This window comes from Streptomyces sp. ISL-36, assembly GCF_018614205.1.
Classification (GTDB): Bacteria; Actinomycetota; Actinomycetes; order Streptomycetales; family Streptomycetaceae; genus Streptomyces.
In genome coordinates, this window is record NZ_JAGGOS010000011.1 from 1 (window position 1) to 24828 (window position 24828).

The window sequence follows — 24828 nt, forward strand, 5'->3', positions numbered from 1 at the left end:
GCCGTCGGGGGCGCGTCGGCGGCCCCCTCCGCGCTGCGCGGCACGCCGGGCCTCGGCCCGACCGCCGTAGGGTCGCTCCTCTCCGTAACCGGAGGAAGTGGACCCCGTACTGACATCCCGGGCCTCGGCCGACCTGCGGCCCATGGGCTGCTGGGCGGCGCGCCTGGCCGCCGCGCGGCCGCCACTCGGCGGCTGCGACTGCGGCATCTTGCGACGGTGCTCGCTCATCGAACGACTACTCCTCGGGCAGGCGTGTACGCCTGGAAGCGGCAGTTGAGTTCCGGTCCCCCCGAAATGCGTACGGACGAGCCCCATGGGAGGCCTCTCCGTACCGCAGCCGGTCACCCGCAGCACTGACGCTCTGTGGCGTCGCTCGGTTCCCGGTGGTCTGCATGGCGCCCAGACTACGCACGGCCAAAACCCACGTAGGGACGAAGTTCACCCCAAATCAGGCAAGTCGATCGCTATGAATTGACGATGTGACGCCGGTCACTGCAGTCCCACTTGTCGCAGCAGGGCGGCCGTTCTATCGTCAGGATGTATCGAGTCGATACATCAGTACGGCATAAGGACCCCGAGGGTGGAGGAGGCGACGGATGAGCAGGCGCTCCGGAATCCTTGAATTCGCCGTCCTCGGCCTGCTCCGCGAAGCCCCGATGCACGGGTACGAGCTGCGGAAGCGGCTCAACACTTCGCTGGGGATCTTCCGGGCCTTCAGCTACGGGACCCTCTACCCCTGCCTCAAGACGCTGGTCGCGAGCGGCTGGTTGATCGAAGAGCCGGGCAGCGCCCCCGAGGACGCTCTCGCCGCTTCACTCGCAGGACGCCGCGCCAAGATCGTCTATCGGTTGACGGCGGAAGGTAAGGAGCACTTCGAGGAGCTCCTCTCCCACACCGGTCCGGATGCCTGGGAGGACGAACACTTCGCGGCCCGCTTCGCCTTCTTCGGCCAGACCGAACGTGAGGTGCGGATGCGCGTACTGGAAGGCCGCCGCAGTCGGCTGGAGGAGCGTCTGGAGAAGATGCGCGCCTCTCTGGCCCGTACGCGCGAGCGCCTCGACGACTACACGCTTGAGCTGCAGCGCCACGGAATGGAGTCCGTGGAGCGCGAAGTGCGCTGGCTGAACGAGCTCATCGAGAGCGAGCGGGCGGGACGGGATCAGCGATCCGGTCCCGACGCCCCCGAGGGCACCGCTCAGCAGGACAACGATTCTGGAGAAACGGGCGGCCTGCCCCGGCACGGGGGCAGTACCCGGCCGGATCCGTCCGACGACACCGCCAAGTGAAACCCTGCACCTCGCAGGGCTTCCACGATCACACAGGGAGCAACCGGAAATGGGTTCGGTTCGCGTAGCCATCGTCGGCGTGGGCAACTGCGCCGCCTCGCTGGTGCAGGGCGTCGAGTACTACAAGGACGCCGACCCGGCGTCCAAGGTGCCCGGCCTGATGCACGTCCAGTTCGGCGACTACCACGTCGGTGACGTCGAGTTCGTCGCCGCCTTCGACGTCGATGCGAAGAAGGTCGGCCTCGATCTCTCCGACGCGATCGGCGCCAGCGAGAACAACACCATCAAGATCTGCGACGTCCCGAGCAAGGGCGTCACGGTGCAGCGTGGCCACACCCTCGACGGGCTCGGCAAGTACTACCGCATGACCATCGAGGAGTCCGCCGAGACTCCGGTCGACGTCGTCCAGGTCCTCAAGGACAAGCAGGTCGACGTGCTCGTCTGCTACCTGCCCGTGGGCTCCGAGGACGCGGCGAAGTTCTACGCCCAGTGCGCCATCGACGCCAAGGTCGCGTTCGTCAACGCGCTCCCGGTCTTCATCGCCGGCACCAAGGAGTGGGCGGACAAGTTCACCGAGGCCGGTGTCCCGATCGTCGGTGACGACATCAAGTCCCAGGTCGGCGCCACCATCACGCACCGCGTGATGGCGAAGCTGTTCGAGGACCGCGGTGTCCGTCTTGAGCGCACCATGCAGCTCAATGTCGGCGGCAACATGGACTTCAAGAACATGCTGGAGCGCGACCGCCTCGAGTCGAAGAAGATCTCGAAGACCCAGGCCGTCACCTCGCAGATCCCCGACCGCGACATGGGCGAGAAGAACGTCCACATCGGCCCGTCGGACTACGTGGCGTGGCTCGACGACCGCAAGTGGGCGTACGTCCGCCTCGAGGGTCGCGCCTTCGGTGACGTTCCGCTGAACCTGGAGTACAAGCTCGAGGTCTGGGACTCCCCGAACTCGGCTGGTGTCATCATCGACGCCCTGCGCGCCGCGAAGATCGCCAAGGACCGTGGCATCGGCGGCCCGATCCTCTCCGCGTCCTCGTACTTCATGAAGTCCCCGCCGGTGCAGTACTTCGACGACGAGGCGTTCGCCAACGTCGAGAAGTTCATCAAGGGTGAGGTCGAGCGCTAAAGCGCCGATCCCGCTTGTCGAACGAGGGCCCCCGGCTGTTGCCCGGGGGCCCTCTTCGTATGTGAGTCTTGCTGCCATGTCCGTCGTACGTGATCTGCGCGTACTCCTGCGCCTGACGAACTTCCGCCGCCTGCTCGCCGTCCGCCTGCTCTCCCAGGGCGCCGACGGGGCCTACCAGGTGGCGCTGGCCACGTACGTCGTCTTCTCTCCCGAGAAGGAGACCTCCCCCGCCGCCATCGCGTCCGCCATGGCGGTGCTGCTGCTCCCGTACTCGCTCGTCGGCCCCTTCGCCGGCGTTCTCCTGGACCGCTGGCGACGACGCCAGGTCTTCTTCTACGGGAACCTGCTGCGGGCTCTCCTCGCCTGCGGCACCGCGGCGCTGATGCTGGCCTCCGTTCCGGACTGGCTGTTCTACGTCTCGGCTCTCTCCGTCACGGCCGTCAATCGTTTCGTCCTCGCCGGTCTGTCCGCCTCACTGCCCCGGGTCGTCGACGCCGAGCGACTGGTCGTCGCCAACTCCCTGTCGCCGACCGCGGGCACCCTGGCAGCCACCTGCGGCGGCGGGTTGGCCTTCGGGGTGCGGCTGCTCTCCGCCGACTCCGACGCCGCGGTGGTCGTACTCAGCGCTCTCCTCTATCTCTGCTCCGCCCTCGCCTCCTTGCGGATGTCCCGTGAGCTCCTCGGCCCGGATGCCGACATGGTCCAGCCGCGACTGGGCGCCGCGCTGGCCTCGACGGCCCGCGGCCTCGTGGGAGGCGTGCGCCATCTGGCCGAGCGCCGGGCGGCCGCCCGCGCACTGGCCGCGATGAGCCTGATGCGCTTCTGCTACGGAGCCCTGACGGTGACCGTACTGATGCTCTGCCGCTACACGTGGAGCTCCACGGAGTCGGAAGGGCTGGCGCTGCTGGGGCTGGCCGTCGGGATCTCGGGGGCCGGCTTCTTCACGGCCGCCGTGATCTCGCCCTGGACGATCGGTCGATTCGGCGCCCTCGGCTGGATGGCCGTGTGCGCGGCAACCGCCGCTGTTCTGGTGCCCGCGCTGGGGCTGCCCTTCGCCCAGGCCCCTCTTCTGGTCGCCGCCTTCCTCCTGGGGGCCATCACCCAGGGGTCCAAGATCGCGACGGACACGGTGGTCCAGACGTCGGTGGACGACGCCTACCGCGGTCGGGTGTTCTCGCTCTACGACGTGCTCTTCAACGTCGCCTTCGTCGGTGCGGCCGGGGTGGCGGCACTGATGCTGCCACCGGACGGCCGGTCCGTCCCGCTCGTCGTGATGGTCGCGGTTCTCTACGCCGTGGTCTCGTTCGCGCTGGCCCGTTCACGGCAGAAGGGGTGATGTTTCACGTGAAACATCACCCCTGGCGGTATGGCTGCGTCGATGTTTCACGTGAAACATCGACGCCTCCCCTCAGTTCTGAGCCGCCCACCACTCCTTGAGCGCTGCGACGGCCGCTTCCTGCTCCATCGGCCCGTTCTCCAGTCGCAGCTCGAGCAGGAACTTGTATGCCTGCCCCACAGCGGGACCGGGCCGGATGCCGAGGATCTCCTGGATCTGGTTGCCGTCCAGGTCCGGGCGGATCGCGTCCAGCTCCTCCTGCTCCTGGAGCTGCGCGATCCGCTCCTCCAGCCCGTCATAGGCGCGCGAGAGCGCACCGGCCTTGCGCTTGTTCCGCGTCGTGCAGTCCGACCGGGTCAGCTTGTGCAGCCGCGAGAGCAGGGGGCCGGCGTCGCGGACATAGCGGCGCACCGCCGAGTCGGTCCACTCGCCGGTCCCGTATCCGTGGAAGCGGAGGTGCAGCTCCACCAGGCGCGAGACATCCTTGATCATCTCGTTCGAGTACTTCAGTGCCGTCATGCGCTTTTTGGTCATCTTCGCGCCGACCACCTCGTGGTGGTGGAAGGAGACCCGGCCGTCCTTCTCGAAGCGGCGGGTGCGCGGCTTTCCGATGTCGTGCAGGAGGGCCGCCAGCCGGAGCACCAGGTCCGGTCCGTCCTCCTCGAGGTCGATCGCCTGGTCCAGCACGGTGAGGGAGTGCTCGTAGACATCCTTGTGCCGGTGGTGCTCGTCGCTCTCGAGTCGCAGCGCCGGCAGCTCGGGCAGCACATGCGCGGCCAGTCCGGTGTCGACGAGCAGGCCGAGACCCTCGCGGGGGTGGGCGGAGATCAGAAGCTTGTTGAGCTCGTCACGGATCCGCTCGGCGGAGACGATCTCCAGACGGCCGGCCATCTCCGTCATCGCCGTGACGACCTCGGGGGCCACCTCGAAGTCGAGCTGTGCGGCGAAGCGCGCGGCACGCATCATGCGCAGCGGGTCGTCGGAGAAGGACTCCTCCGGAGTTCCGGGGGTGCGCAGGACGCGGGCGGCGAGGTCGTCGAGACCTCCGTGCGGGTCGATGAAGTCCTTCTCGGGGAGCGCTACCGCCATGGCGTTGACGGAGAAGTCTCGCCGGACGAGGTCCTCCTCGATGGAGTCGCCGTAGGAGACCTCGGGCTTGCGCGAGGTGCGGTCGTACGCCTCGGACCGGTAGGTCGTCACCTCGATCTGGTAGCCGCTCTTCTGGCAGCCGACCGTACCGAAGGCGATCCCGACCTCCCAGACGGCGTCGGCCCAGGGGCGGACGATCTTGAGTACGTCCTCGGGTCGGGCATCGGTCGTGAAGTCGAGGTCGTTGCCGAGCCGACCGAGCAACGCATCCCGTACCGAGCCGCCGACCAGCGCGAGGCTGAACCCTGCCTCCTGGAATCGGACGGCAAGGTCGTCGGCGACAGGGGACACACGCAGCAGCTCGCTGACCGCGCGGCGTTGCACCTGGCTCAGTGCAGTCGGGGTGTCTTCGTTGGCGTTCGGCACAACAGAAAAGGGTACGTGCCCCGGCTCCCGGCAGCGTCCTCGATTTCCGGCAGCCCGGCCGGCCCGCTCCGATCAGCTGGAGCAGTCCCCGGCACTTGGCCACAGCGTGCCTCGTTACCATGCGTGGACACAGCAACCGGGAACCACCGACACCACTGATACGACGAGGACGGGCGAACGCGTGGCCGAGGCGGCAGACATCCAGGGGACCGTTCCCTCACCTGCCCGCCGCTGGCTGCGGCGCACGGCGTCTCTTCTCGCCGGGGCGCCCCTGCTGGCCGGACTCCTGCAGATGCCGGTGGCCACCGTGGCATCCGCCGCGGAGGCACCCACCGGATCAAGAACCGTCGATGTGTCTCTCGACACGCTCACGCCGAGCGCTCCCCTTGAGGGCGACACCCTGACCGTCTCCGGGACCGTCACGAACCAGGGCAAGCAGACCGTCACCGATGCCAGGGTGGACGTCAGGGTCGGCCCCAGGATGACCAGCCGGAGCCAGATCGAGCAGGTCTCGGGGCGTACCGGCTTCCGGGCGGGCAGCGACCCGGCGCCGCTCGGCGGCACCTTCGCGGTCAAGATCCCGCGACTGGCCGCCGGGCTCAGCAAGGAATTCACCCTCTCCCTGCCTGTCTCCAAGCTCGGGCTCGACGATGCGGGTGTCTACCAGCTGGGCGTCTCCCTGTCGGGACAGACCACCGCTCAGCCCGGGGAGCGCGTCCTCGGGATCGAGCGGACCTTCCTGCCCTACCAGCCCGAGGCCACGGAGAAGAAGACCCAGCTCACCTACCTCTGGCCGCTGATCTCCTCGGCCCATGTCTCCGCGCAGACCGGCACGGACGACCAGCAGACGCCGGTCTTCGAGAACGACGAGCTGGCCGGCGAGCTCGCACCCGGCGGGCGCCTTGACCACATGGTCACGCTCGGCCGGGAGCTCCCCGTCACCTGGGTGATCGATCCGGACCTGCTGGCCACGGTCGATGCCATGACCAGGAGCTACCAGGTCAAGAGCGGAACGGAGACCGTGCCGGGGAAGAACCAGGCCGTCGCCAAGCGGTGGCTGGACTCACTGGAGAAGGCGGTCGTGGGGCGCAAGGTCGTCGCCCTGCCGTTCGCCGACCCGGACATCGCCTCGCTCGCGCACCGGGGCAAGGATGTCCCCGGATCGCTGAGCCACCTCCAGCCCGCGACGGAACTGGCCGCGACCACCGTGGAGACCATCCTCCACGTGCAGCCGTCCACCGACTTCTCCTGGCCCGTCGACGGTGCCGTCGATCCGTCGATCATGGATGTCGCGACCTCGGCGGGCGCGCACAAGGTGATCGCCCGCAGCGACAGCTTCCGTGACGACCTCCCGTACACGCCCACGGCAGCGCGTCCCGTCGGCGGTGGCACCACCGCCGTCGTCAGCGACGCGTACCTGTCGACGGCCTTCGAGGGCGACATGGTCCGCACCGGGAACTCGACCGTCGCCGTCCAGGAGTTCCTCGCCCAGTCGCTCGCCGTCACTCTGGAACAGCCGGAACAGCAGCGCAGCATCGTCGTGGCACCGCAGCGGATGCCCACGACGGCCCAGGCACAGACCATGGCGACCGCGCTGCGCGACCTGTCGGCGCAGCGCTGGACGCAGCCGCTCGACCTGATCGCGGCCGCCGCGGTGAAGCCCGACCCGGACGCGGCCACCGCGGTGCCCGGCGCCTCCCGCTATCCGCAGGCGCTGCGCAAGCAGGAGCTACCGGTCCAGGCCTTCCGTGACATGAAGGACACCCGCGAGGAGCTCGACGACTTCAAGGTCATCCTGTCCCAGCCGGACCGTGTGGTGACTCCGTTCGGAAACGCGATCAGCCGTGAGATGTCCACGTCCTGGCGCGGTCAGGCCCCCTCCGCCTCGCTGTACCGGATCGAGGTGCTCGACTATCTCCGGGGCCTCACCGAAGAGGTCCGCCTGATCGAGAAGTCGGACCTCATGCTCTCCGGCCGCAGCGCGACCATCCCGGTCACCGTGCAGAACAAGCTGCTGCAGGGTGTGGATCACCTGGTGCTGCGGCTGACCTCCGGAAACAAGACGCGACTGAAGCTCAACGGCGGCGATGCCGTCGCCGAGCTGCCGGTCCGGATCAGCGCCGGGCACAGCCAGTCCGTGAAGTTCACCGCCTCGGCCAACGCCAACGGACCGGTGCCGATGACGGCCCAGCTCTTCACCGAGGACGGCACACCGTACGGGCAGCCGATGGCCTTCACCGTGAAGGTCTCCGAGATCACCCCGACCGTGATGCTGGTCCTCGCGGGCGGTGTGCTGCTGCTCGTCCTCGCGGGCGCGCGGATGTACACCCAGCGCAAGCGTGCGGCCGCCAGAAACGCCGAGGCCGAGGCCGAGGAGGACGCCGAGGCCGAAGCGGCCGAGGACGCCGATGACGAGGCCGCGGAGGACGAGGATCCCGAGCAGCCGAGTGACCCGACACCGGACACCGGTCACGAAAGCGGCGACCCGTCGGGCCCGGGTGAGAAAGTGGACCGTTGAGCGATGTCGTGGCCGGTCGGCCGCCGGACGATGAGGTGGGGTAACCATGAACGCGCCGTACGACGGTGACCGCGGCCAGGGCGTGGGCGGCACCGAGCCGTCCGGAACGCCCGCGGCGACCCCGGGACCCGGCCAGGCGCCGGTTCCACCGCCGCAGCAACCCACCTCGGACCCGTACGCCCAGAACCAGTACGCGCAGGATCAGTACGCCCCGGATCAGTACGCCCAGGACCCCTATGTCCAGGATGCCTACACGCACGATCCCTTTCGGGCACAGGATCTGTCCGCGCAGGATCCGGTGGGCGAGGCGCTCTACGACCGCGCCGCGCACCCCCCGCCCCCTCCGGGCACCTACCAGGAGCCACCGCCGCTCTACCAGCAGCCCGCGGCGCCCCAGCACGCGCCGGACCCGCGGGTCTGGGCGCAGACGCCCGCGCCGGAGCCGGACGGGCCCTCCCGCCACCTGCCCTACGGCGACGACGCGCGCACGGTCCAGTTCACCGGAGTCGACGACCTGGTGACCCGGGCCGGCGACGAGCAGCCGGAGCCGGACGCCTTCGCCCACCTGTACCGGGACCAGCAGACCCCGGGCCAGGTGCCCTCGCCCGCTCCGGAGCCCGATCCGATGCCCACACCCGCCCCGAAGAAATCAGGCCGCGCCTCCGGGCTGCTGAAGTCGAGCGCGGTGATGGCGGCCGGCACCCTGGTCTCCCGGCTCACCGGCTTCGTCCGCAGCCTCTTCATCACCGGCGCGCTCGGCGCCGCACTCCTCGGCGACACCTTCACCGTCGCGTACACCCTCCCGACGATGATCTACATCCTCACGGTGGGCGGCGGGCTCAACTCGGTCTTCGTGCCGCAGCTGGTCCGCTCGATGAAGAACGACGAGGACGGCGGCGAGGCGTACGCCAACCGATTGCTGACCCTGGTCATGGTGGCCCTCGGCGCGATCGTGGCCATCGCCGTCTTCGCGGCCCCGTTGCTGATCCGGCTGATGTCGAACACCATCGCCGACGACGCCGCGGCCAACAGCGTCGCCGTCACCTTCGCCCGCTACTGCCTGCCCACCATCTTCTTCATGGGTGTGCATGTGGTGATGGGTCAGATCCTCAACGCCCGGGGCAAGTTCGGCGCGATGATGTGGACCCCGGTCCTCAACAACATCGTCATGATCGTCACGTTCGGCCTGTTCATCTGGGTCTACGGCACCTCCGCCGAGTCCCACATGGGTGTGCAGACCATCCCGGACGAGGGCATCCGGCTCCTCGGCATCGGCACCCTGCTCGGCCTGGTCGTCCAGGCGCTGGCGATGATTCCCTACCTCCGTGAGACGGGCTTCCGCTTCCGCCCCCGGTTCGACTGGAAGGGCCACGGGCTCGGCAAGACGGTCAAACTCGCCAAGTGGACCGTGCTGTTCGTCCTGGCCAACCAGGCGGGCGTGCTGGTCGTGACCCAGCTCGCCACGGCGGCCGGTGAGGAGTCCGGCAAGGACGGTGCCGGTTTCCTCGCGTACTCCAACGCCCAGCTGATCTGGGGCATGCCGCAGGCCATCATCACCGTCTCGGTCATGGCGGCGCTGCTGCCCCGCATCTCCCGCGCGGCCCACGACAACGACCCCGGCGCCGTCCGCGACGACATCTCGCACGGCCTGCGGAACTCGGCCGTCGCGATCGTCCCGGTCGCCTTCGCGTTCCTGGCACTCGGCGTCCCGATGTGCACCCTGCTCTACGCCTCCAGCGGCATCCAGGCGGCCCAGGGCATGGGCTTCATCCTGATGGCCTTCGGCCTGGGCCTGATCCCGTACTCGGTCCAGTACGTCGTCCTGCGTGGCTTCTACGCCTACGAGGACACCCGGACGCCCTTCTACAACACAGTCATCGTCGCCGCTGTCAACGCGGCTGCCTCGGCCGCCTGTTACTTCGTACTGCCCGCCCGATGGGCCGTCGTCGGCATGGCCGGCTCGTACGGACTGGCGTACGTGGTCGGTGTCGGCGTCGCCTGGCGCCGCCTGCGCAACCGGCTGGGCGGCGACCTGGACGGCGCCCATGTCATGCGGACCTACGCCCGCCTCTGCCTGGCCTCGCTGCCCGCCGCGATCGTCGCCGGCGCGGTGGGATTCGGACTCCTCAAGACCCTCGGTGAAGGCGCTCTCGGCTCCCTCGTGGCCCTGCTGGTGGGCGGAATCGTCCTTCTCGGCGTGTTCTTCGTGGCGGCCAAGCGCATGCGGATCGAGGAGCTGAACTCCATGGTGGGTATGGTCCGTGGACGCCTGGGACGGTAGGAAGCCGCTCCCCGCACAACCATCGTCGGTGGCCGCGTGTCGTGCATAGCGGCCGACTGTGGGCACAATTGGCATGGCTGTTGGATGTGGCGCAACGGATGGGGAGGCAGGAACGACGGTGGCGGAACGTAGCACGGCTGCCGTCGACGTGGCCGACAACAGCGGTGACGACCCGCTGACCGCCAAGGCGGACAAGGCCGCGACCGACGGGGTGGCGAAAGCGCAGGACACGGCGGAGAAGTCCGCCGAGGACGCAGACAACAAGGCCGGCGACCGGCAGAACGGCGAACAGCCCTCCATCGAGACACCCGAACTGCACAGCGGGCACAAACTGGCCAGGCGCTACCGACTCGAGGAGTGCGTCACTCGTCTGGACGGTTTCAGCAGTTGGCGTGCCGTCGACGAGAAGCTGCGTCGCGCGGTCGGCGTTCATCTCCTGCCGGCCGACCACCCCCGGGCCCGTTCGGTTCTCGCCGCAGCCCGTTCCTCGGCGCTGCTCGGCGACCCCCGCTTCGTCCAGGTCCTCGACGCGGTCGAGGAGAACGACCTCGTGTACGTGGTGCACGAGTGGCTTCCCGACTCCACCGAGCTGACCGCGCTGCTCGCAGCGGGCCCGCTGGAGCCGCACGACGCCTACCAGCTCGTCAGCCAGGTCTCCCAGGCCATGGCCGCCGCTCATCGCGAAGGCCTCGCCCACCTGCGACTGACGCCGAGCGCCGTGCTGCGCAGCTCCACCGGCCAGTACCGGATCCGCGGCCTCGCCGTGAACGCTGCTCTGCGCGGCATCAGCGCCGAGCGCCCGCAGCGGACCGACACCGAGGCGATCGGCGCCCTGCTGTACGCGGCGCTGACCCAGCGCTGGCCCTACGACAGCGATGCATACGGGCTCTCCGGACTTCCCAAGGGCGTGGGGCTGCTCCCTCCCGACCAGGTGAGGGCGGGGGTCCATCGCGGTCTGTCCGAGATCGCCATGCGTGCCCTCGTGAACGACGGGGCGACCGCCTCGCGCCAGGAGCCGCCCTGCACCACCCCGGACGAGCTCGCCAAGGCCGTGGCGGCGATGCCCCGCATCCGCCCGCCGGAGCCGGAGTTCCCGGCCCCGCCCGAGTACCAGCGCACCACGTATCAGCAGGGCACCTACGGTCGGCCGCAGCAGCGGCCGGGCGTCACGGTCCTCCAGTCGCCGGCACCGCCTCCGGCGCCGCTGGAGAGCCGCACCGGCAAGGTCCTGAAGTGGGCCGTCTCGGCGCTGCTCATCGCGGCGCTCGGACTTGGCAGCTGGCAGGTGGCGGACCGGCTGCTCGACCAGAACAAGGGGACCGAGACTCCGCAGAACACGCAGCCGCAGGACACCGAGGACAAGAAGGAACCGTCCTCGGGCAAGCCGGTCGTGATCGTCGGGGCGGACGACTTCGACCCGCTCGGCGACGGTGCGGAAACACCCTCGGAGATAGGGAACGCCTACGACGGCGACCCCTCCACGTCGTGGCAGACCTCCAACTACTACGGCTATCCGAACTTCGGCAGGCTGAAGGAAGGCGTGGGCATCGTCCTGGACCTCGGCACGGTCCAGCAGGTGGGCAAGGTGGAGGTCACGTTCGAAGGCTCCACCTCGGTCCAGCTGCGGACGGCGCCCGAGGGCGCCTCGACCCAGCCCTCGTCGCCCGGCGACTTCACCACCCTGGCCGCGGGGTCCGGAACACATGTTCCGCTCGCCCCGGTCAAGCCGGTGAAGACGCGCTACGTTCTCGTCTGGCTGACCGAGCTGCCTAGCAGCGCGGGCGGCTACCGCGGCAAGATCTCGGACATCAAGATCACCAGCTGACGACACCAGGGGAGGGGGCTCACCGTTGGACGACGTCAAAGGCGACGACATCAGCGACCAGGAACTGCTGGCGAGGCATGTCGCCGGCGATCCCCACGCCTTCGGTGAGCTCGTACGGCGCCACCGCGATCGACTGTGGGCGGTGGCGCTGCGGACGCTGGGGGACCGCGAGGAGGCCGCTGACGCCGTCCAGGACGCCCTCGTCTCGGCCTTCCGTGCCGCGCACACCTTCCGCGGCCAGTCGGCCGTCACGACCTGGCTCCACCGCATCACGGTCAACGCCTGTCTCGACCGGGCCCGCAAGACGGCTTCCCGCAAGACCTCGCCGCTCGACGACACCGAACGCTTCGAGCAGCTCCTCGAGCCCGCGGAGTCGGCCGAGGCTCCCGCCGAGCGGCAGGACCTCCACCGTGAGCTGCTGGCCGCCCTCGCCACCCTCCCCAAGGAACAGCGTGCGGCGCTCGTCCTCGTCGACATGCAGGGCTACCCGGTGGCGGAAGCCGCCCGGATCCTCGATGTGCCCACCGGAACCGTGAAGAGCCGCTGCGCGCGGGGCCGGGCGAGGCTCCTTCCGATGCTCACTCATCTGCGCGCCGACACAGTGGGTAACGAAGGCCCTGACCGGGGAAGGAACCGGACGCCGGGGACATCCGTCCCACCGGTGTCGGGGTCATCGAATACCGGACCGAATGGCCCGGCTGCTGTGAAGGGCGGAGGTGGGCGCGCGTGAGTTCCACGACCGGCATGGCCGACACGACACAGCACCCGGACGTCTCGGAGATCTCCGACCTCACCGAGGGGCTGCTCTCACCGTCCCGTACCGCGGCCGTGCGTCAGCACATCGAGGGCTGCTCCCTCTGTGCCGATGTACGCACCTCCCTGGAGGAGATCCGCGGGCTGCTGGGGACGCTCCCCGGCCCGCCTCGGATGCCCGCCGAGATCGCCGGCCGTATCGACGCCGCCCTGGCTGCCGAAGCGCTGCTCAACGCCACCACACCGGATGTCGGCGCCCATGTTTCACGTGAAACGACGAGCGCCCGCGCCGAGCCGTCCCTCTCTCCATCGCCCTCCCCCGCAGTGGATCGCCCCGCCGGAAGCCCTCGCGCCGCCACCGGCCCTGGCCGGCCTCGCCGTGCCCGCCGCCGCCGGGTCGCAGCGCTCGGCGCGGTCTTCGGAGCCGCAGCTCTGGGCATGAGCCTCTTCTTCGCCCAGGGGGGCGTACAGACCCTCGGCGGCGACTCCGGCGACACGAAGACCGACACGGCCGCCCGCTCGGCCTCGCCGAGCCACTTCGACGGGATGCCGGTCGAAGCCCGGGTCCGCGAGCTCCTGCATCAGGGGGACACCTTCAGGTCGTCCAAGGGGACGAGCCCCGAGTCGATGTCCGCCGAGGGTGGTGACACCCCTAAGCGTGGGACGGCCGAGTCGCCGCCGAGCTGCGTCTCGGCGGGCACGGGCCGCACCGACGCGGTGCTCGCCTTCCAGAAGGGGGAGTACCAGGGAACGGCGGCCTATCTCCTCGTCCTCCCCCACCCCGCCGACGGCTCGCGGGTGCAGGCCTATGTACTGGACGCGTCCTGCGTGGACAAGGGCGGGAAGGGCAAGGCTGAGGTAATGCTCACGCAGTCCTACCCTCGGTCCTGACCTCGACGCCGTGCCGCGCGGCGGACTCGGGAATGCAAGCCCCGTAGGATCCGTTGGGTGGGGTGAGAGTCACCGACCCGATCGCCCCGTAGGCAGTAGGCAGTCTGCAGAGACGAGGAAGAAACCCGTGAGCGACGTCCGTAACGTGATCATCATCGGCTCCGGGCCCGCGGGTTACACCGCTGCGCTCTACACGGCGCGTGCGTCGCTGAAGCCGCTGGTCTTCGAAGGAGCTGTCACCGCTGGTGGCGCCCTGATGAACACGACCGACGTGGAGAACTTCCCCGGCTTCCGTGACGGCATCATGGGCCCGGACCTGATGGACAACATGCGCGCCCAGGCCGAGCGCTTCGGTGCCGAGCTGGTCCCGGACGACGTGGTCGCCGTGGACCTCACGGGCGACATCAAGACCGTCACGGACACCGCCGGCACCGTGCACCGCGCGAAGGCCGTCATCGTCACGACCGGCTCCCAGCACCGCAAGCTCGGTCTTCCGAACGAGGACGCCCTCTCCGGCCGCGGTGTCTCCTGGTGCGCCACCTGCGACGGGTTCTTCTTCAAGGACCAGGACATCGCCGTCGTCGGCGGCGGCGACACGGCGATGGAGGAGGCCACGTTCCTCTCCCGCTTCGCCAAGTCCGTCACCATCGTCCACCGCCGTGACACCCTGCGCGCCTCCAAGGCGATGCAGGAGCGCGCCTTCGCCGACCCGAAGATCAAGTTCGCCTGGGACAGCGAGGTCGCCGAGATCCACGGTGACCAGAAGCTCTCCGGTCTGACGCTGCGGAACACCAAGACCGGCGAGACCAGCGAGCTGCCGGTGACCGGTCTCTTCATCGCTGTCGGTCACGACCCGCGGACGGAGCTCTTCAAGGGCCAGCTGGAGCTGGACGAGGAGGGTTACCTCAAGGTCGACGCCCCGTCGACGCGGACGAACCTCTCCGGCGTCTTCGGAGCCGGTGACGTCGTCGACCACACCTACCGCCAGGCGATCACCGCCGCCGGCACGGGCTGCTCCTCCGCGCTCGACGCCGAGCGCTTCCTGGCCGCGCTCGCCGACAGCGACAAGCTCGCCGAGCCGGAGAAGACCCCCGCGGTCTGACCCACAGGCTTTCCCCACTCCACACCCCGCGAAGTTAAGGAGGTCGCCGTGGCCGGCGCCCTGAAGAACGTGACCGACGCTTCCTTCGAGGACGAGGTCCTCAAGAGCGACAAGCCCGTCCTGGTGGACTTCTGGGCCGCCTGGTGCGGACCGTGCCGTCAGATCGCCCCGTCGCTGGAGGCCATCGCCGCCGAGCACGGTGAGATCGAGATCGTGAAGCTCAACATCGACGAGAATCCGGCCACGGCTGCCAAGTACGGCGTCATGTCGATCCCGACGCTGAACGTCTACCAGAACGGCGAGGTCGTGAAGACCATCGTCGGTGCCAAGCCGAAGGCCGCGATCCTCCGCGACCTCGCGGGCTTCGTCTCCGACGAGGCCACCAAGGCCTGACGCCTCTGTTTCACGTGAAACATGAACGGCCCGTCCCTTCGGGGGCGGGCCGTTGTCGCACTCACAGCGCGTGCGGCTAACCATGTGGCTTACAGGGGCCGCAACGCCGGTTCCTTCTGGACGGCTCCCAGGAGCCGGTCCAGGGCGAGCTCGACGTCCTCCTTCCAGGAGAGCGTCGTCCTGAGCTCCAACCTCAGTCGCGGATGCGCGGGATGGGGCCGTACGGTCTTGAAGCCCACCGCCAGAAGATGGTCCGCCGGCAACACACAGGCAGGTTCCTTCCACCGCGCATCGCCGAAGGCCTCGATCGCCCTGAACCCCCGCCGCAGAAGATCCTTGGCCACGGTCTGCACCATCGTCCGGCCAAGCCCCTGGCCCTGATAGCCCGGCATGATCCAGGCCGTCATCAACTGCACCGCGTCCGCGGAGACCGGGCTCGTGGGAAACGCCGTGGACCGTGGCACATACGCCGGGGGCGCGTAGAGGACGAAGCCCACGGGAACCTCGTCCACATAGACGACGCGACCGCAGGAACCCCACTCCAACAGCACGGCGGAGATCCACGCTTCCTTCTCCAGCTCCGGTCGGCCCGCTTTCACCGCAGCCTCACCGCTGACGGGGTCGAGCTCCCAGAAGACGCACGAGCGACACCGCTTGGGGAGGTCCGGAAGGTTGTCCAGAGTGAGCGGTACGAGCCGACGCCCCACGGCTGTTCCTCGCTTCCCATTGGCCATCGCAGCACGGATACGCCCTCCCAGAATCGTATCCATGGGGCGATCAGGGCGATACCGCGCGCAGGCAAAGGGCGGACGGTGTTCCAGTTTTCACCGGAGCACGGCCCGCCCTGGGCGACGCGAAGGGGGATCAGCCCTCGCGGTCCGCCTCGCTCTGCTCGGAGTTGCTCTGGTCCATGACCCGTCCCTCGCCGGGAGCCAAGGTCGAGAGAATCCGGTCCAGATCCTCCATCGAGGCGAACTCGACGACGATCTTGCCCTTCTTCTGTCCCAGGTCGACCTTCACCCGCGTCTCGAAACGGTCCGAGAGCCGCGAGGCGAGGTCCGTCAGCGCCGGCGACACCCGCCCTCCCGCCCTCGGGCCCTTCGGCTTGGTCGTGGACGTGGGCTCCGAGCCCATCAGCGTCACGATCTCCTCGACCGCACGCACCGAGAGCCCCTCGGCCACGATCCGGTACGCCAGCTTGTCCTGCGTCTCCGGGTCGTCCACGGAGAGCAGAGCTCGGGCATGACCGGCCGAGAGGACTCCGGCGGCGACCCGCCGCTGGACCGGCGGGGAGAGCCGCAGCAGACGCAGCGTGTTGGAGACCTGCGGGCGCGAGCGCCCGATGCGGTCGGCCAGCTGGTCGTGGGTGCAGTTGAAGTCCTTGAGCAGCTGGTCGTAGGCCGCGGCTTCTTCCAGCGGGTTCAGCTGGGCCCGGTGGAGGTTCTCCAGCAGGGCGTCCAGCAGAAGCTTCTCGTCGTCCGTGGCGCGGACGATGGCGGGAATGCGCTCCAGGCCGGCCTCACGGCAGGCCCTCCACCGGCGCTCACCCATGATGAGCTCGTAGCGCTCGGTGCCCAGCTGCCGTACGACGACGGGCTGGAGCAGGCCGACCTCCTTGATAGAGGTGATCAGCTCCGCCAGCGCGTCCTCGTCGAAGACCTCACGCGGCTGCCGCGGGTTGGGCGTGATGAAGTCCAACGGCAGCTCGGCGAAGTGGGCCCCCGCAGGGGACTCGGGCTCCGCGATCGGCTCGGTCTCGACCACCGGCACCACGGAATCGGGAGATTGCGGGCTCTGCGGAAGAGTCGCCACCTTGGCGGCGGCCACCCCGCGATCCGACGAGACTCCCGGGATGGCTCCCGGAGAGGCGGAGCCCGCCCCCATACCGACAGCCGGCAGCTGTCGCTCCTGGGGAGCAGCCGGGATCAGCGCACCGAGCCCACGCCCCAATCCCCTACGTCGCTCGCTCACTGGATCCCCTCCGACATGTTCTGCTGGCTGTTCTGGTGGCCCACTCGGGCGTGCTGCGGGTCGTAGTGGATGCCCACGCCGCGCAGCGCGATCTCGCGAGCCGCTTCGAGGTACGACAGTGAACCACTGGAGCCCGGGTCGTAGGTGAGGACGGTCTGCCCGTAGCTCGGCGCCTCCGAGATGCGCACGGATCGCGGGATGCTCGTCCGCAGCACCTCCTTGCCGAAGTGGGTGCGCACCTCGTCGGCCACCTGAGAGGCGAGCCTCGTCCGGCCGTCGTACATGGTGAGCAGGATCGTCGAGACATGCAGCGTGGGGTTGAGGTGTCCGCGCACCAGCTCGACGTTCCGCAGGAGCTGCCCCAGGCCCTCCAGCGCGTAGTACTCGCACTGGATCGGGATCAGCACCTCGGCCCCAGCCACCAGGGCGTTGACCGTCAGCAGGCCCAGCGACGGCGGGCAGTCGATCAGGATGTAGTCCAGCGGCTGCTCGTACGCCTGGATCGCACGCTGCAGTCGGCTCTCCCGCGCCACCAGCGACACCAGCTCGATCTCCGCACCGGCGAGATCGATGGTGGCCGGGGCGCAGAAGAGACCTTCGACGTCCTGTACGGGCTGGACCACGTCGGAGAGCGGCTTGCTCTCCACCAGAACGTCATAGATCGAGGGGACTTCGGCGTGGTGGTCGATCCCCAGGGCGGTCGAGGCATTGCCCTGCGGGTCGAGGTCGATGACCAGGACCCTGGCGCCATGCAGCGCCAGAGAAGCGGCAAGGTTGACCGTCGTGGTGGTCTTCCCCACTCCACCCTTCTGGTTGGCGACGACCATGATGCGTGTCTGGGTGGGCCGAGGAAGACCCTCGCCGGCACGCCCCAGCGCCTCTACTGCCAGCTGGGCTGCACGACCAATGGGGGTGTCGTCCATGGGGGGCGGTGTTTCACGTGAAACATCCTCCCCCACCGATTCGGTTCGGGGACCGGGGACCGGATCGGTCATCGGTCCCGCGATGTTGGCGTCGGACCGCAAGGATTCACTCTCCTCGGCTTCAGGCTCGCGATGCACAGAGCCTGCCATGCTTTCGGGGTCGTGAACCAGCGAGGTCCGTGGTTCTGTGGACGAATCCACCTCGGTGGACAACCCCGTCACCCTCGTGGGGGGCTTCACGGGCGGTTTGCGGTCCCGGGGCGTGGCAGCCGCGCGGCCGCGGCTGATGATCCCCTGCAGCAGTGAGCGACGTTTCACGTGAAACACGATGCACTCGCCGTCGACCCAGGACCGCTCGACACTCCGCAATACGTACGTATGGCAGCTTGTACGGATCAGTTGCGCCGCGTTGACGCCTCAGCGACGACGGCGGGTCCTGCTGGGGCGGGCGGCCTTGGCTCGCTTGGCGGCGAACCTCACACCACCGGGGCTCTCGCCGACCTCCACCCGTACGACGGTCGCCAACGGGTCCACGATGCCTTCGCCGACCTGAAGCACCGTGGTTTCCACCACACCGAGCTTGGAGAGCGCGGCACGGGCGCCGTCGATCTCCTCCTCGGCGGTGTCGCCCTTGAGGGCCAGCATCTCTCCGTACGGACGCAGCAGCGGGACACCCCAGCCGGCCAGCCGGTCCAGCGGGGCCACGGCACGCGCCGTCACCACGTGGACAGGCGGGAGCGTCCCGAGCACCTCCTCGGCACGGCCTCGGACCACGGTCACATGGTCGAGCCCGAGCAGCTCCACGACCTCCTGAAGGAAGTTCGTACGGCGGAGCAGCGGTTCCAGGAGCGTGATCTTCAGGTCGGGCCGCACCAGGGCCAGCGGGATACCGGGCAGGCCGGCGCCCGAGCCGACATCGCACACGGTGACGCCCTCGGGGACCACCTCGGAGAGCACCGCACAGTTCAACAGGTGCCGCTCCCACAGCCGGGGCACCTCACGCGGGCCGATCAGGCCACGCTTGACGCCCGCGTCCGCGAGGAGCTCCGCGTACCGGACAGCCTCCGGGAAATACTCACCGAATACCGTCCGCGCCTGTTCGGGCGCAGGGGGGAGCTCCGCTGCCTCCGTCACGGGAACCGTCCTTCCGCACCGCACGCATAGGTGCGAGCGCACTGTGGTGGCTGAGTATCAGGCTGACAAGATCGGCCCCGCCTGCGAGCAGACGGGGCCGACACTGCGAAATTGCTCAGGCAGGGAGAACGACGACGAAGCGCTGCGGCTCCTCGCCCTCGGACTCGCTGCGCAGACCCGCGGCCGCGACCGCGTCGTGCACGACCTTGCGCTCGAACGGCGTCATCGGGTCCAGCTTGACCGGCTCACCGGTGGACTTCACCTCGGACGCGGCCTTGGCGCCGATCTCGGCGAGCTCCTCACGCTTCTTGGCGCGGAACCCGGCGATGTCGAGCATGAGCCGACTGCGGTCACGGGTCTCCCGGTGCACAGCCAGACGGGTCAGCTCCTGGAGCGCCTCCAGCACCTCGCCGTCGCGACCCACGAGCTTCTGAAGGTCACGGCTGCTCGAGTCACTGATGATCGAGACCGCGGCCCGGTCCGCCTCGACGTCCATGTCGATGTCGCCATCGAGGTCGGCGATGTCGAGCAGACCTTCGAGGTAGTCGGCCGCAATCTCACCCTCCTGCTCGAGGCGGGTCAGGGTGTCGCCACCCTCGGCGGCGGCGGAGGTGGTGCCTTCCGTCACGGATCGACTCCTTCTACTTCTTGGACGACGGGTGCTTGGGGCGCTGCTGGCCCTTGCGCTGACCGGACTTGGCCTGACGGGAGGCTCCGGAGTTGGCCCGGCTCGGCCGTGCGGGCTTGTCGCCCTGCGCCGAGTCCTTGGCCGTGTCCTGAGCCGCGTCCTGCGGCTTCTTCTCCAGCGACGTGGTGGGCTCGCCGGAGTCGGTGGAGTCGACGCCGTCCTCGGCGCTCTTCGCCGTGGACTGGCCCGCGGCGGCCTGGCGCTTGGCCTTCGTCTGGCGCTTGGGCTGCTGACGCTTGGCGGCGGCGCCACCCTCGGCCTCGACGGTGACGGTGTCGCTCTTGATCACCGTGCCGTCGGCCTGAGCCGCGAACCCGGCCTTGGCCAGGCCCGCGAAGAAGCGGCGCTCGTTCTCGTTGCGGTCGCTGCCCTTGGCGACGATCACCTTGACGATGTTCTTGCGGCGACGGCCGCGGACCTCACCGTGCTGCGTGACGCTCTTCAGCAGGCGCTGGAGGTAGGAGTCCTGCGCCTTGCTGCCCGGGGTCGGGTTCTGGTTGATCACGTACATCTGCTGGCCCATGGTCCACACGTTCGTGGTCAGCCAGTAGACGAGGACACCGACGGGGAAGTTGATACCCATGACCGCGAAGATCAACGGGAAGATGTACATGAGCATCTTCTGCTGCTGCATGTACGGGGTCTTCACCGAGAGGTCGACGTTCTTCATCATCAGCTGGCGCTGGGTGAAGAACTGCGAGGCCGACATCATGACGATCATGATCGCGGTGACGATGCGGACCGAGACCAGCGAGGCGTCGAGAGCGGCGACTTCCTGAGCGCTGTCGGTGAAGGTCGCGGCCAGCGGGGCGCCGAAGATGTGCGCCTGTCGCGCGCTCTCGAGCAGCGACTGGTTGATGACGCCGATCTCGTCGCCCTGGGCGATGTTGGAGAGCACGTGGTACAGGGCGAAGAAGAACGGGGACTGCGCCAGGATGGGCAGGCACGAGGAGAGCGGGTTGGTACCCGTCTCCTTGTACAGCTTCATCATCTCTTCGGACTGACGCTGCTTGTCGCTCTTGAAGCGCTCCTGGATCGCCTTCATCTTCGGCTGGAGCGCCTGCATGTTCCGGGTCGACTTGATCTGCTTGACGAACAGCGGGATCAGACAGATCCGGATCAGCACCACCAGGGACACGATCGACAGGCCCCAGGCCCAGCCCGTGTCAGGGCCGAAGATCGCCCCGTACAGCTTGTGGAACTGGACGATGACCCAGGAAACGGGCCAGGTGATGAAGCTGAAAAAACTGGCAATCGTGTCCACTAATCAGGCTCCTTGAGCATTGGGCGAGGTCTCTGCGGCCGGGCTCGTCTCGGCGGTGGACCCGCCCTTGTCGCCGCGCAGCGCGTTCCGCAGCATTTCGTGCCAACGGGGGCGCTTGCGCGCAGGCACGTGGTCCACGCCGCCGGGCGACCACGGATTGCACCGCAGGATGCGCCAGGCGGTCAGGGCTGTGCCCTTGATCGCGCCATGCCGGTCGATGGCCGTGAATCCGTAGTGGGAACACGACGGGTAGTACCGGCAGACGGGCCCGAGGAGCGGGCTGATCGTCCACTGGTACAGCTTGATGAGAGCCAGCAGCGGGTACTTCATCGCGTGCCCCCTCCCAGGAGCCGCTGAAGCGCGGCGTCCAGGTCTCGGGCCAGCTGTGCGTGATCGGCGTCGCCGGCTCCGGGCAACGCCCGTACGACCACCAGGCTACCGGGGGGCAGCTCGGAGAGCCGTTCGCGGACGAGATGGCGCAGGCGTCGCTTGACCTGGTTGCGTACGACCGCACCGCCCACGGCCTTGCTCACGACGAAACCCGCACGCGTCGGGGGAGCGCTCTCCCCAGGCGCGTGCGGGTCCGTTGCACCGCTGCTCAGATGGACGACGAGGAGCGGGCGACCGGCCCGGCGACCTCGGCGTACCGCGGTTGCGAAGTCCTCGCGCCGCCTCAGCCGATTCTCGGTAGGCAGCACGTCATGACCTGTTTAAGCGGATCAGGCGGACAGGCTCGCGCGACCCTTGGCACGACGGTTCGCCAGGATGGCGCGACCGGCACGCGTGCGCATCCGCAGGCGGAAGCCGTGGGTCTTGGCGCGACGACGGTTGTTCGGCTGGAAGGTGCGCTTGCTCACTCGGGGGCTCCAGAAATGATTCGTTGATGGCGGGACATCGCCTGGCTGTCACCGTGCGCCCACGAGTAGCTCGCAATACGCCCGAGTGCACCGCTTCACGATCACAGACCGTGATCTTTGCCCATCGGAGGCAGGCGGCAGCAGCCATCGACAACTCGACCTGGTTACGGTACGCGCGGCTACGCCATCCGGTCAAACCGGCCGATCACCGGGGTCCCATTGTGCACAGGCTGTGGACAACAACTTGAACGAGGTCAGCCGCCGCGACTACCGTGGCTGGACTCCCGACTTCTTTTTCCGTTCTGTCCTTACCTGTCCTCACGGACTTCGACCTACCGTCCCGAGAACCACACATTCGTGGGACCTGCGAGGAAGCGTGCCCTGTGGCTGACGTACCTGCCGATCTTGCCGCAGTGTGGCCACGCGTGCTGGAGCAGCTCCTCGGAGAAGGCCAGCAGGGCATCGAGCCCAAGGACAAGCAGTGGATCGAGCGCTGCCAGCCTCTCGCACTGGTGGCCGACACCGCGCTCCTCGCCGTTCCCAACGAGTGGGGCAAGCGGGTCCTCGAGGGGCGCTTGGCGCCGCTGATCAGCGAGACCCTGAGCCGCGAGTGCGGCCGCCCGATCCGGATCGCGATCACCGTCGACGACTCCGTGGGCGAGCCGAGCCCGCCCGCCCCGCCGGTCCAGCAGCAGCCGCGCTACGACGAGCGCCCGCCGGCGGAGTCCTACGAGAAGTACGACGGCTACGGCCACCGGCCGATGGCCGACGACGGGCTGCCCACCGCACGCCCCGCCTACCCGGACTACCAGCAGCAGCGCCCCGACCCGGGCTCCTGGCCGCGCACCCAGGAGGACCTCTCCTGGCAGCAGCCGCGGCTCGGCGGCTACCAGGAGCGCGACCCGTACGCGGGTCCCCGGCAGCAGCAGTCCCAGCAGCCGCGGTACGACGAGCGCCCGCCGGCCTACGACCAGCCGCAGCGGCAGGAGCGGGCCGAGCTGCCCGACCCGCAGGGTCGCGGAGCGGGCCAGGGGCAGCGTCCGGGCGGGCCCGTACCGGGCCCCGTGGGCGGCGGCCCCGGAGTGGGCCGTCCCGGCTCGTCCTCCGGACAGGGCACGTCCGGCGCCCCGGGCGAGCAGCACGCACGCCTCAACCCGAAGTACCTCTTCGACACCTTCGTCATCGGATCCTCGAACCGATTCGCGCACGCGGCCGCCGTCGCGGTGGCCGAGGCGCCCGCGAAGGCGTACAACCCGCTCTTCATCTACGGGGAGTCGGGCCTCGGCAAGACGCACCTGCTGCACGCCATCGGGCACTACGCGCGCAGCCTCTACCCCGGCACCCGGGTGCGGTACGTGAGCTCGGAGGAGTTCACCAACGAGTTCATCAACTCGATCCGCGACGGCAAGGGTGACACCTTCCGTAAGCGCTACCGCGATGTGGACATCCTTCTGGTCGACGACATCCAGTTCCTCGCGAGCAAGGAGTCGACGCAGGAGGAGTTCTTCCACACCTTCAACACGCTGCACAACGCGAACAAGCAGATCGTGCTCTCCTCGGACCGGCCGCCCAAGCAGCTGATGACTCTGGAGGACCGGCTGCGCAACCGCTTCGAGTGGGGCCTGACCACCGATGTGCAGCCGCCGGAGCTGGAGACGCGGATCGCGATCCTCCGCAAGAAGGCCGTCCAGGAGCAGCTCAACGCCCCGCCGGAGGTGCTGGAGTTCATCGCCTCCCGCATCTCGCGGAACATCCGTGAGCTGGAGGGCGCGCTGATCCGCGTCACCGCCTTCGCGAGCCTCAACCGGCAGCCGGTGGACCTGGGGCTCACCGAGATCGTGCTCAAGGACCTGATCCCGGGCGGCGAGGACGCGGCGCCGGAGATCACCGCGAGCGCGATCATGGCGGCCACGGCCGACTACTTCGGGCTGACGGTGGAGGACCTCTGCGGATCCTCACGCAGCCGAGTGCTGGTGACCGCCCGCCAGATCGCCATGTACCTGTGCCGGGAGCTCACGGACCTGTCGCTGCCGAAGATCGGGGCGCAGTTCGGCGGCCGCGACCATACGACCGTGATGCACGCGGACCGCAAGATCCGCGCGCTGATGGCCGAGCGGCGCTCCATCTACAACCAGGTCACCGAGCTCACCAACCGCATCAAGAACGGCTGAGAGAGCCGCTCCGCACCCTCCGTAGGGCGCTCCGGGACACCTCCCGGGGCGCCCTTCGTCGTACTCCGCCGCGTCGCCGGCCCCTTTCCACACGCCTGTGCGCGGTCGCGGTGTTCGAATACGAAGGACGGGTGGCGGGTTCTCCACAGATTGAGGGATGATCTTCCGTCCACAGGGTGGGGACTGCCGAGTTATCCGGATCGCTTCCACAGGCCGACCGGCCAGGGGGTCATCACCCCAGCTCAGAGGGGTGTGGATTTGTTGGCAACCTTGATCCACAGCCTGTGGACGAAAATTTCGTCCACAGGGGCTCGTCACCGTTGTCCACCGCCAACCCACAGGCGGCGCTCGGTTGCCCACAGCTTCTCCACACCGCTGTCCACTGTTCGGCAACGAGACACCCCCGCTCACCGCGTCGAGTGAAAGCGGTCACACCAAGGGAGACGATTGGGCTGTGGGGAACGTGGGTAAAGCTGGGGACATCGCTGGGGAGAACTCCCCGTGGCCTGTGTACCGGGTGTGCAGAACTTTTGGGCGTCCACAGAACGCCCCGGTTGTCCACGGGCTCCACCCACAGGGGCAGTGGACAAAAAACCTGCGCTGACCTGCGCATACGACGTTATCCACCGTTTCCACAGGCCCTACTACTACTCCCACATAGAGTTAGCCCGGAATCCGCTTCGAAGTGGGGCCTGTGCACAACTCGGCGCCGGAGCCTCGGCAGCCTCTTGTCGCGACTTGACCCCGAGCCGCACCGAGTGTCGGCGGCGTACGTCAGACTGGTTCCC

Annotated in this window: 22 protein-coding genes; 11 read left to right on the top strand and 11 right to left on the bottom strand. The window is 68.6% G+C overall.

Annotated features, from left to right (window positions below; genetic code table 11):
- Positions 1-228, bottom strand: a 228-nt coding sequence (locus tag J7E93_RS01980; protein ID WP_215065462.1) for a hypothetical protein, incomplete at its 3' end; no start/stop codon positions are given.
- 368 nt (positions 229-596) lie between these two features.
- Here J7E93_RS01980 and J7E93_RS01985 point away from each other — a divergent pair.
- The 3 genes from J7E93_RS01985 (at position 597) to J7E93_RS01995 (ending at position 3754) form a co-directional block, all read left to right on the top strand.
- On the top strand, positions 597-1286 hold the full coding sequence (locus J7E93_RS01985) for a PadR family transcriptional regulator (protein ID WP_215065463.1): 690 nt from the start codon (positions 597-599) through the stop codon (positions 1284-1286).
- A gap of 49 nt (positions 1287-1335) precedes the next feature.
- A complete protein-coding gene (locus tag J7E93_RS01990) occupies positions 1336-2418 on the top strand; it encodes an inositol-3-phosphate synthase (protein ID WP_215065464.1) in 1083 nt (360 codons plus the stop codon).
- A 76-nt stretch (positions 2419-2494) separates the two neighbouring features.
- Positions 2495-3754 carry an MFS transporter gene (locus tag J7E93_RS01995; RefSeq protein ID WP_215065465.1) on the top strand — a complete coding sequence of 420 codons (1260 nt, stop codon included), beginning with the start codon at positions 2495-2497 and terminating at the stop codon, positions 3752-3754.
- Between the two features lie 72 nt (positions 3755-3826).
- Here the strand turns inward: J7E93_RS01995 and J7E93_RS02000 are convergent, their stop codons facing one another.
- On the bottom strand, positions 3827-5269 hold the full coding sequence (locus tag J7E93_RS02000; protein ID WP_215065466.1) for a CCA tRNA nucleotidyltransferase: 1443 nt from the start codon (positions 5267-5269) through the stop codon (positions 3827-3829).
- A gap of 181 nt (positions 5270-5450) precedes the next feature.
- Here J7E93_RS02000 and J7E93_RS02005 point away from each other — a divergent pair, with 181 nt between their 5' ends.
- From J7E93_RS02005 to trxA, 7 genes are all read left to right on the top strand, one after another.
- Positions 5451-7787, top strand: coding sequence for a DUF6049 family protein (locus J7E93_RS02005; RefSeq protein WP_215065467.1), 2337 nt, complete (start codon positions 5451-5453; stop codon positions 7785-7787).
- A 46-nt stretch (positions 7788-7833) separates the two neighbouring features.
- On the top strand, positions 7834-10068 hold the full coding sequence (gene murJ, locus J7E93_RS02010; protein ID WP_215065468.1) for a murein biosynthesis integral membrane protein MurJ: 2235 nt from the start codon (positions 7834-7836) through the stop codon (positions 10066-10068).
- Between the two features lie 118 nt (positions 10069-10186).
- Entirely contained in the window at positions 10187-11893 is a 1707-nt protein-coding gene (locus J7E93_RS02015) for a protein kinase family protein (RefSeq protein ID WP_215065469.1), read from the top strand.
- A gap of 25 nt (positions 11894-11918) precedes the next feature.
- Positions 11919-12623 carry an RNA polymerase sigma factor SigM gene (sigM, locus tag J7E93_RS02020; RefSeq protein WP_215065470.1) on the top strand — a complete coding sequence of 235 codons (705 nt, stop codon included), beginning with the start codon at positions 11919-11921 and terminating at the stop codon, positions 12621-12623.
- Entirely contained in the window at positions 12620-13537 is a 918-nt protein-coding gene (locus tag J7E93_RS02025) for a zf-HC2 domain-containing protein (protein WP_215065471.1), read from the top strand. The genes sigM and J7E93_RS02025 overlap by 4 nt, the downstream gene beginning before the upstream one ends.
- Before the next feature lie 127 nt (positions 13538-13664).
- The gene (gene trxB / locus J7E93_RS02030) at positions 13665-14639 is read left to right on the top strand and encodes a thioredoxin-disulfide reductase (protein WP_215065472.1); all 975 of its coding nucleotides are present in this window, start codon (positions 13665-13667) and stop codon (positions 14637-14639) included.
- A gap of 48 nt (positions 14640-14687) precedes the next feature.
- Positions 14688-15032: a thioredoxin gene (gene trxA / locus J7E93_RS02035; protein ID WP_308367573.1), complete on the top strand. Its 345-nt coding sequence runs from the start codon at positions 14688-14690 to the stop codon at positions 15030-15032.
- 89 nt (positions 15033-15121) lie between these two features.
- Here trxA and J7E93_RS02040 read toward each other — a convergent pair whose 3' ends face one another.
- The 9 genes from J7E93_RS02040 to rpmH all read right to left on the bottom strand — a co-directional run bounded on the left by J7E93_RS02040 (position 15122) and on the right by rpmH (position 21869).
- Entirely contained in the window at positions 15122-15739 is a 618-nt protein-coding gene (locus J7E93_RS02040) for a GNAT family N-acetyltransferase (protein ID WP_215065473.1), read from the bottom strand.
- 157 nt (positions 15740-15896) lie between these two features.
- Positions 15897-17003 (bottom strand): ParB/RepB/Spo0J family partition protein, encoded by a 1107-nt coding sequence (locus J7E93_RS02045; RefSeq protein WP_215065474.1) that lies wholly within the window; start codon positions 17001-17003, stop codon positions 15897-15899.
- Positions 17000-18076 (bottom strand): ParA family protein, encoded by a 1077-nt coding sequence (locus tag J7E93_RS02050; protein WP_215065475.1) that lies wholly within the window; start codon positions 18074-18076, stop codon positions 17000-17002. The genes J7E93_RS02045 and J7E93_RS02050 overlap by 4 nt, the downstream gene beginning before the upstream one ends.
- Positions 18077-18343: 267 nt before the next feature.
- Positions 18344-19060, bottom strand: a complete 717-nt coding sequence (rsmG, locus tag J7E93_RS02055) for a 16S rRNA (guanine(527)-N(7))-methyltransferase RsmG (RefSeq protein ID WP_215065476.1) — start codon at positions 19058-19060, stop codon at positions 18344-18346.
- Between the two features lie 115 nt (positions 19061-19175).
- Positions 19176-19688 carry a R3H domain-containing nucleic acid-binding protein gene (locus tag J7E93_RS02060; RefSeq protein ID WP_215065477.1) on the bottom strand — a complete coding sequence of 171 codons (513 nt, stop codon included), beginning with the start codon at positions 19686-19688 and terminating at the stop codon, positions 19176-19178.
- A 13-nt stretch (positions 19689-19701) separates the two neighbouring features.
- Entirely contained in the window at positions 19702-21012 is a 1311-nt protein-coding gene (gene yidC, locus J7E93_RS02065) for a membrane protein insertase YidC (RefSeq protein ID WP_215065478.1), read from the bottom strand.
- A 3-nt stretch (positions 21013-21015) separates the two neighbouring features.
- Positions 21016-21342 (bottom strand): membrane protein insertion efficiency factor YidD, encoded by a 327-nt coding sequence (gene yidD / locus J7E93_RS02070; RefSeq protein ID WP_215065479.1) that lies wholly within the window; start codon positions 21340-21342, stop codon positions 21016-21018.
- Entirely contained in the window at positions 21339-21710 is a 372-nt protein-coding gene (gene rnpA, locus J7E93_RS02075) for a ribonuclease P protein component (RefSeq protein WP_215065480.1), read from the bottom strand. Before rnpA ends, yidD begins: the two co-directional genes overlap by 4 nt.
- 21 nt (positions 21711-21731) lie before the next feature.
- On the bottom strand, positions 21732-21869 hold the full coding sequence (gene rpmH / locus J7E93_RS02080) for a 50S ribosomal protein L34 (protein ID WP_015659252.1): 138 nt from the start codon (positions 21867-21869) through the stop codon (positions 21732-21734).
- Between the two features lie 383 nt (positions 21870-22252).
- Between rpmH and dnaA the strand changes: the two genes are divergently transcribed.
- Positions 22253-24040 carry a chromosomal replication initiator protein DnaA gene (gene dnaA / locus J7E93_RS02085; RefSeq protein WP_215065481.1) on the top strand — a complete coding sequence of 596 codons (1788 nt, stop codon included), beginning with the start codon at positions 22253-22255 and terminating at the stop codon, positions 24038-24040.
- The last annotated feature ends 788 nt before the right edge of the window (positions 24041-24828 follow it).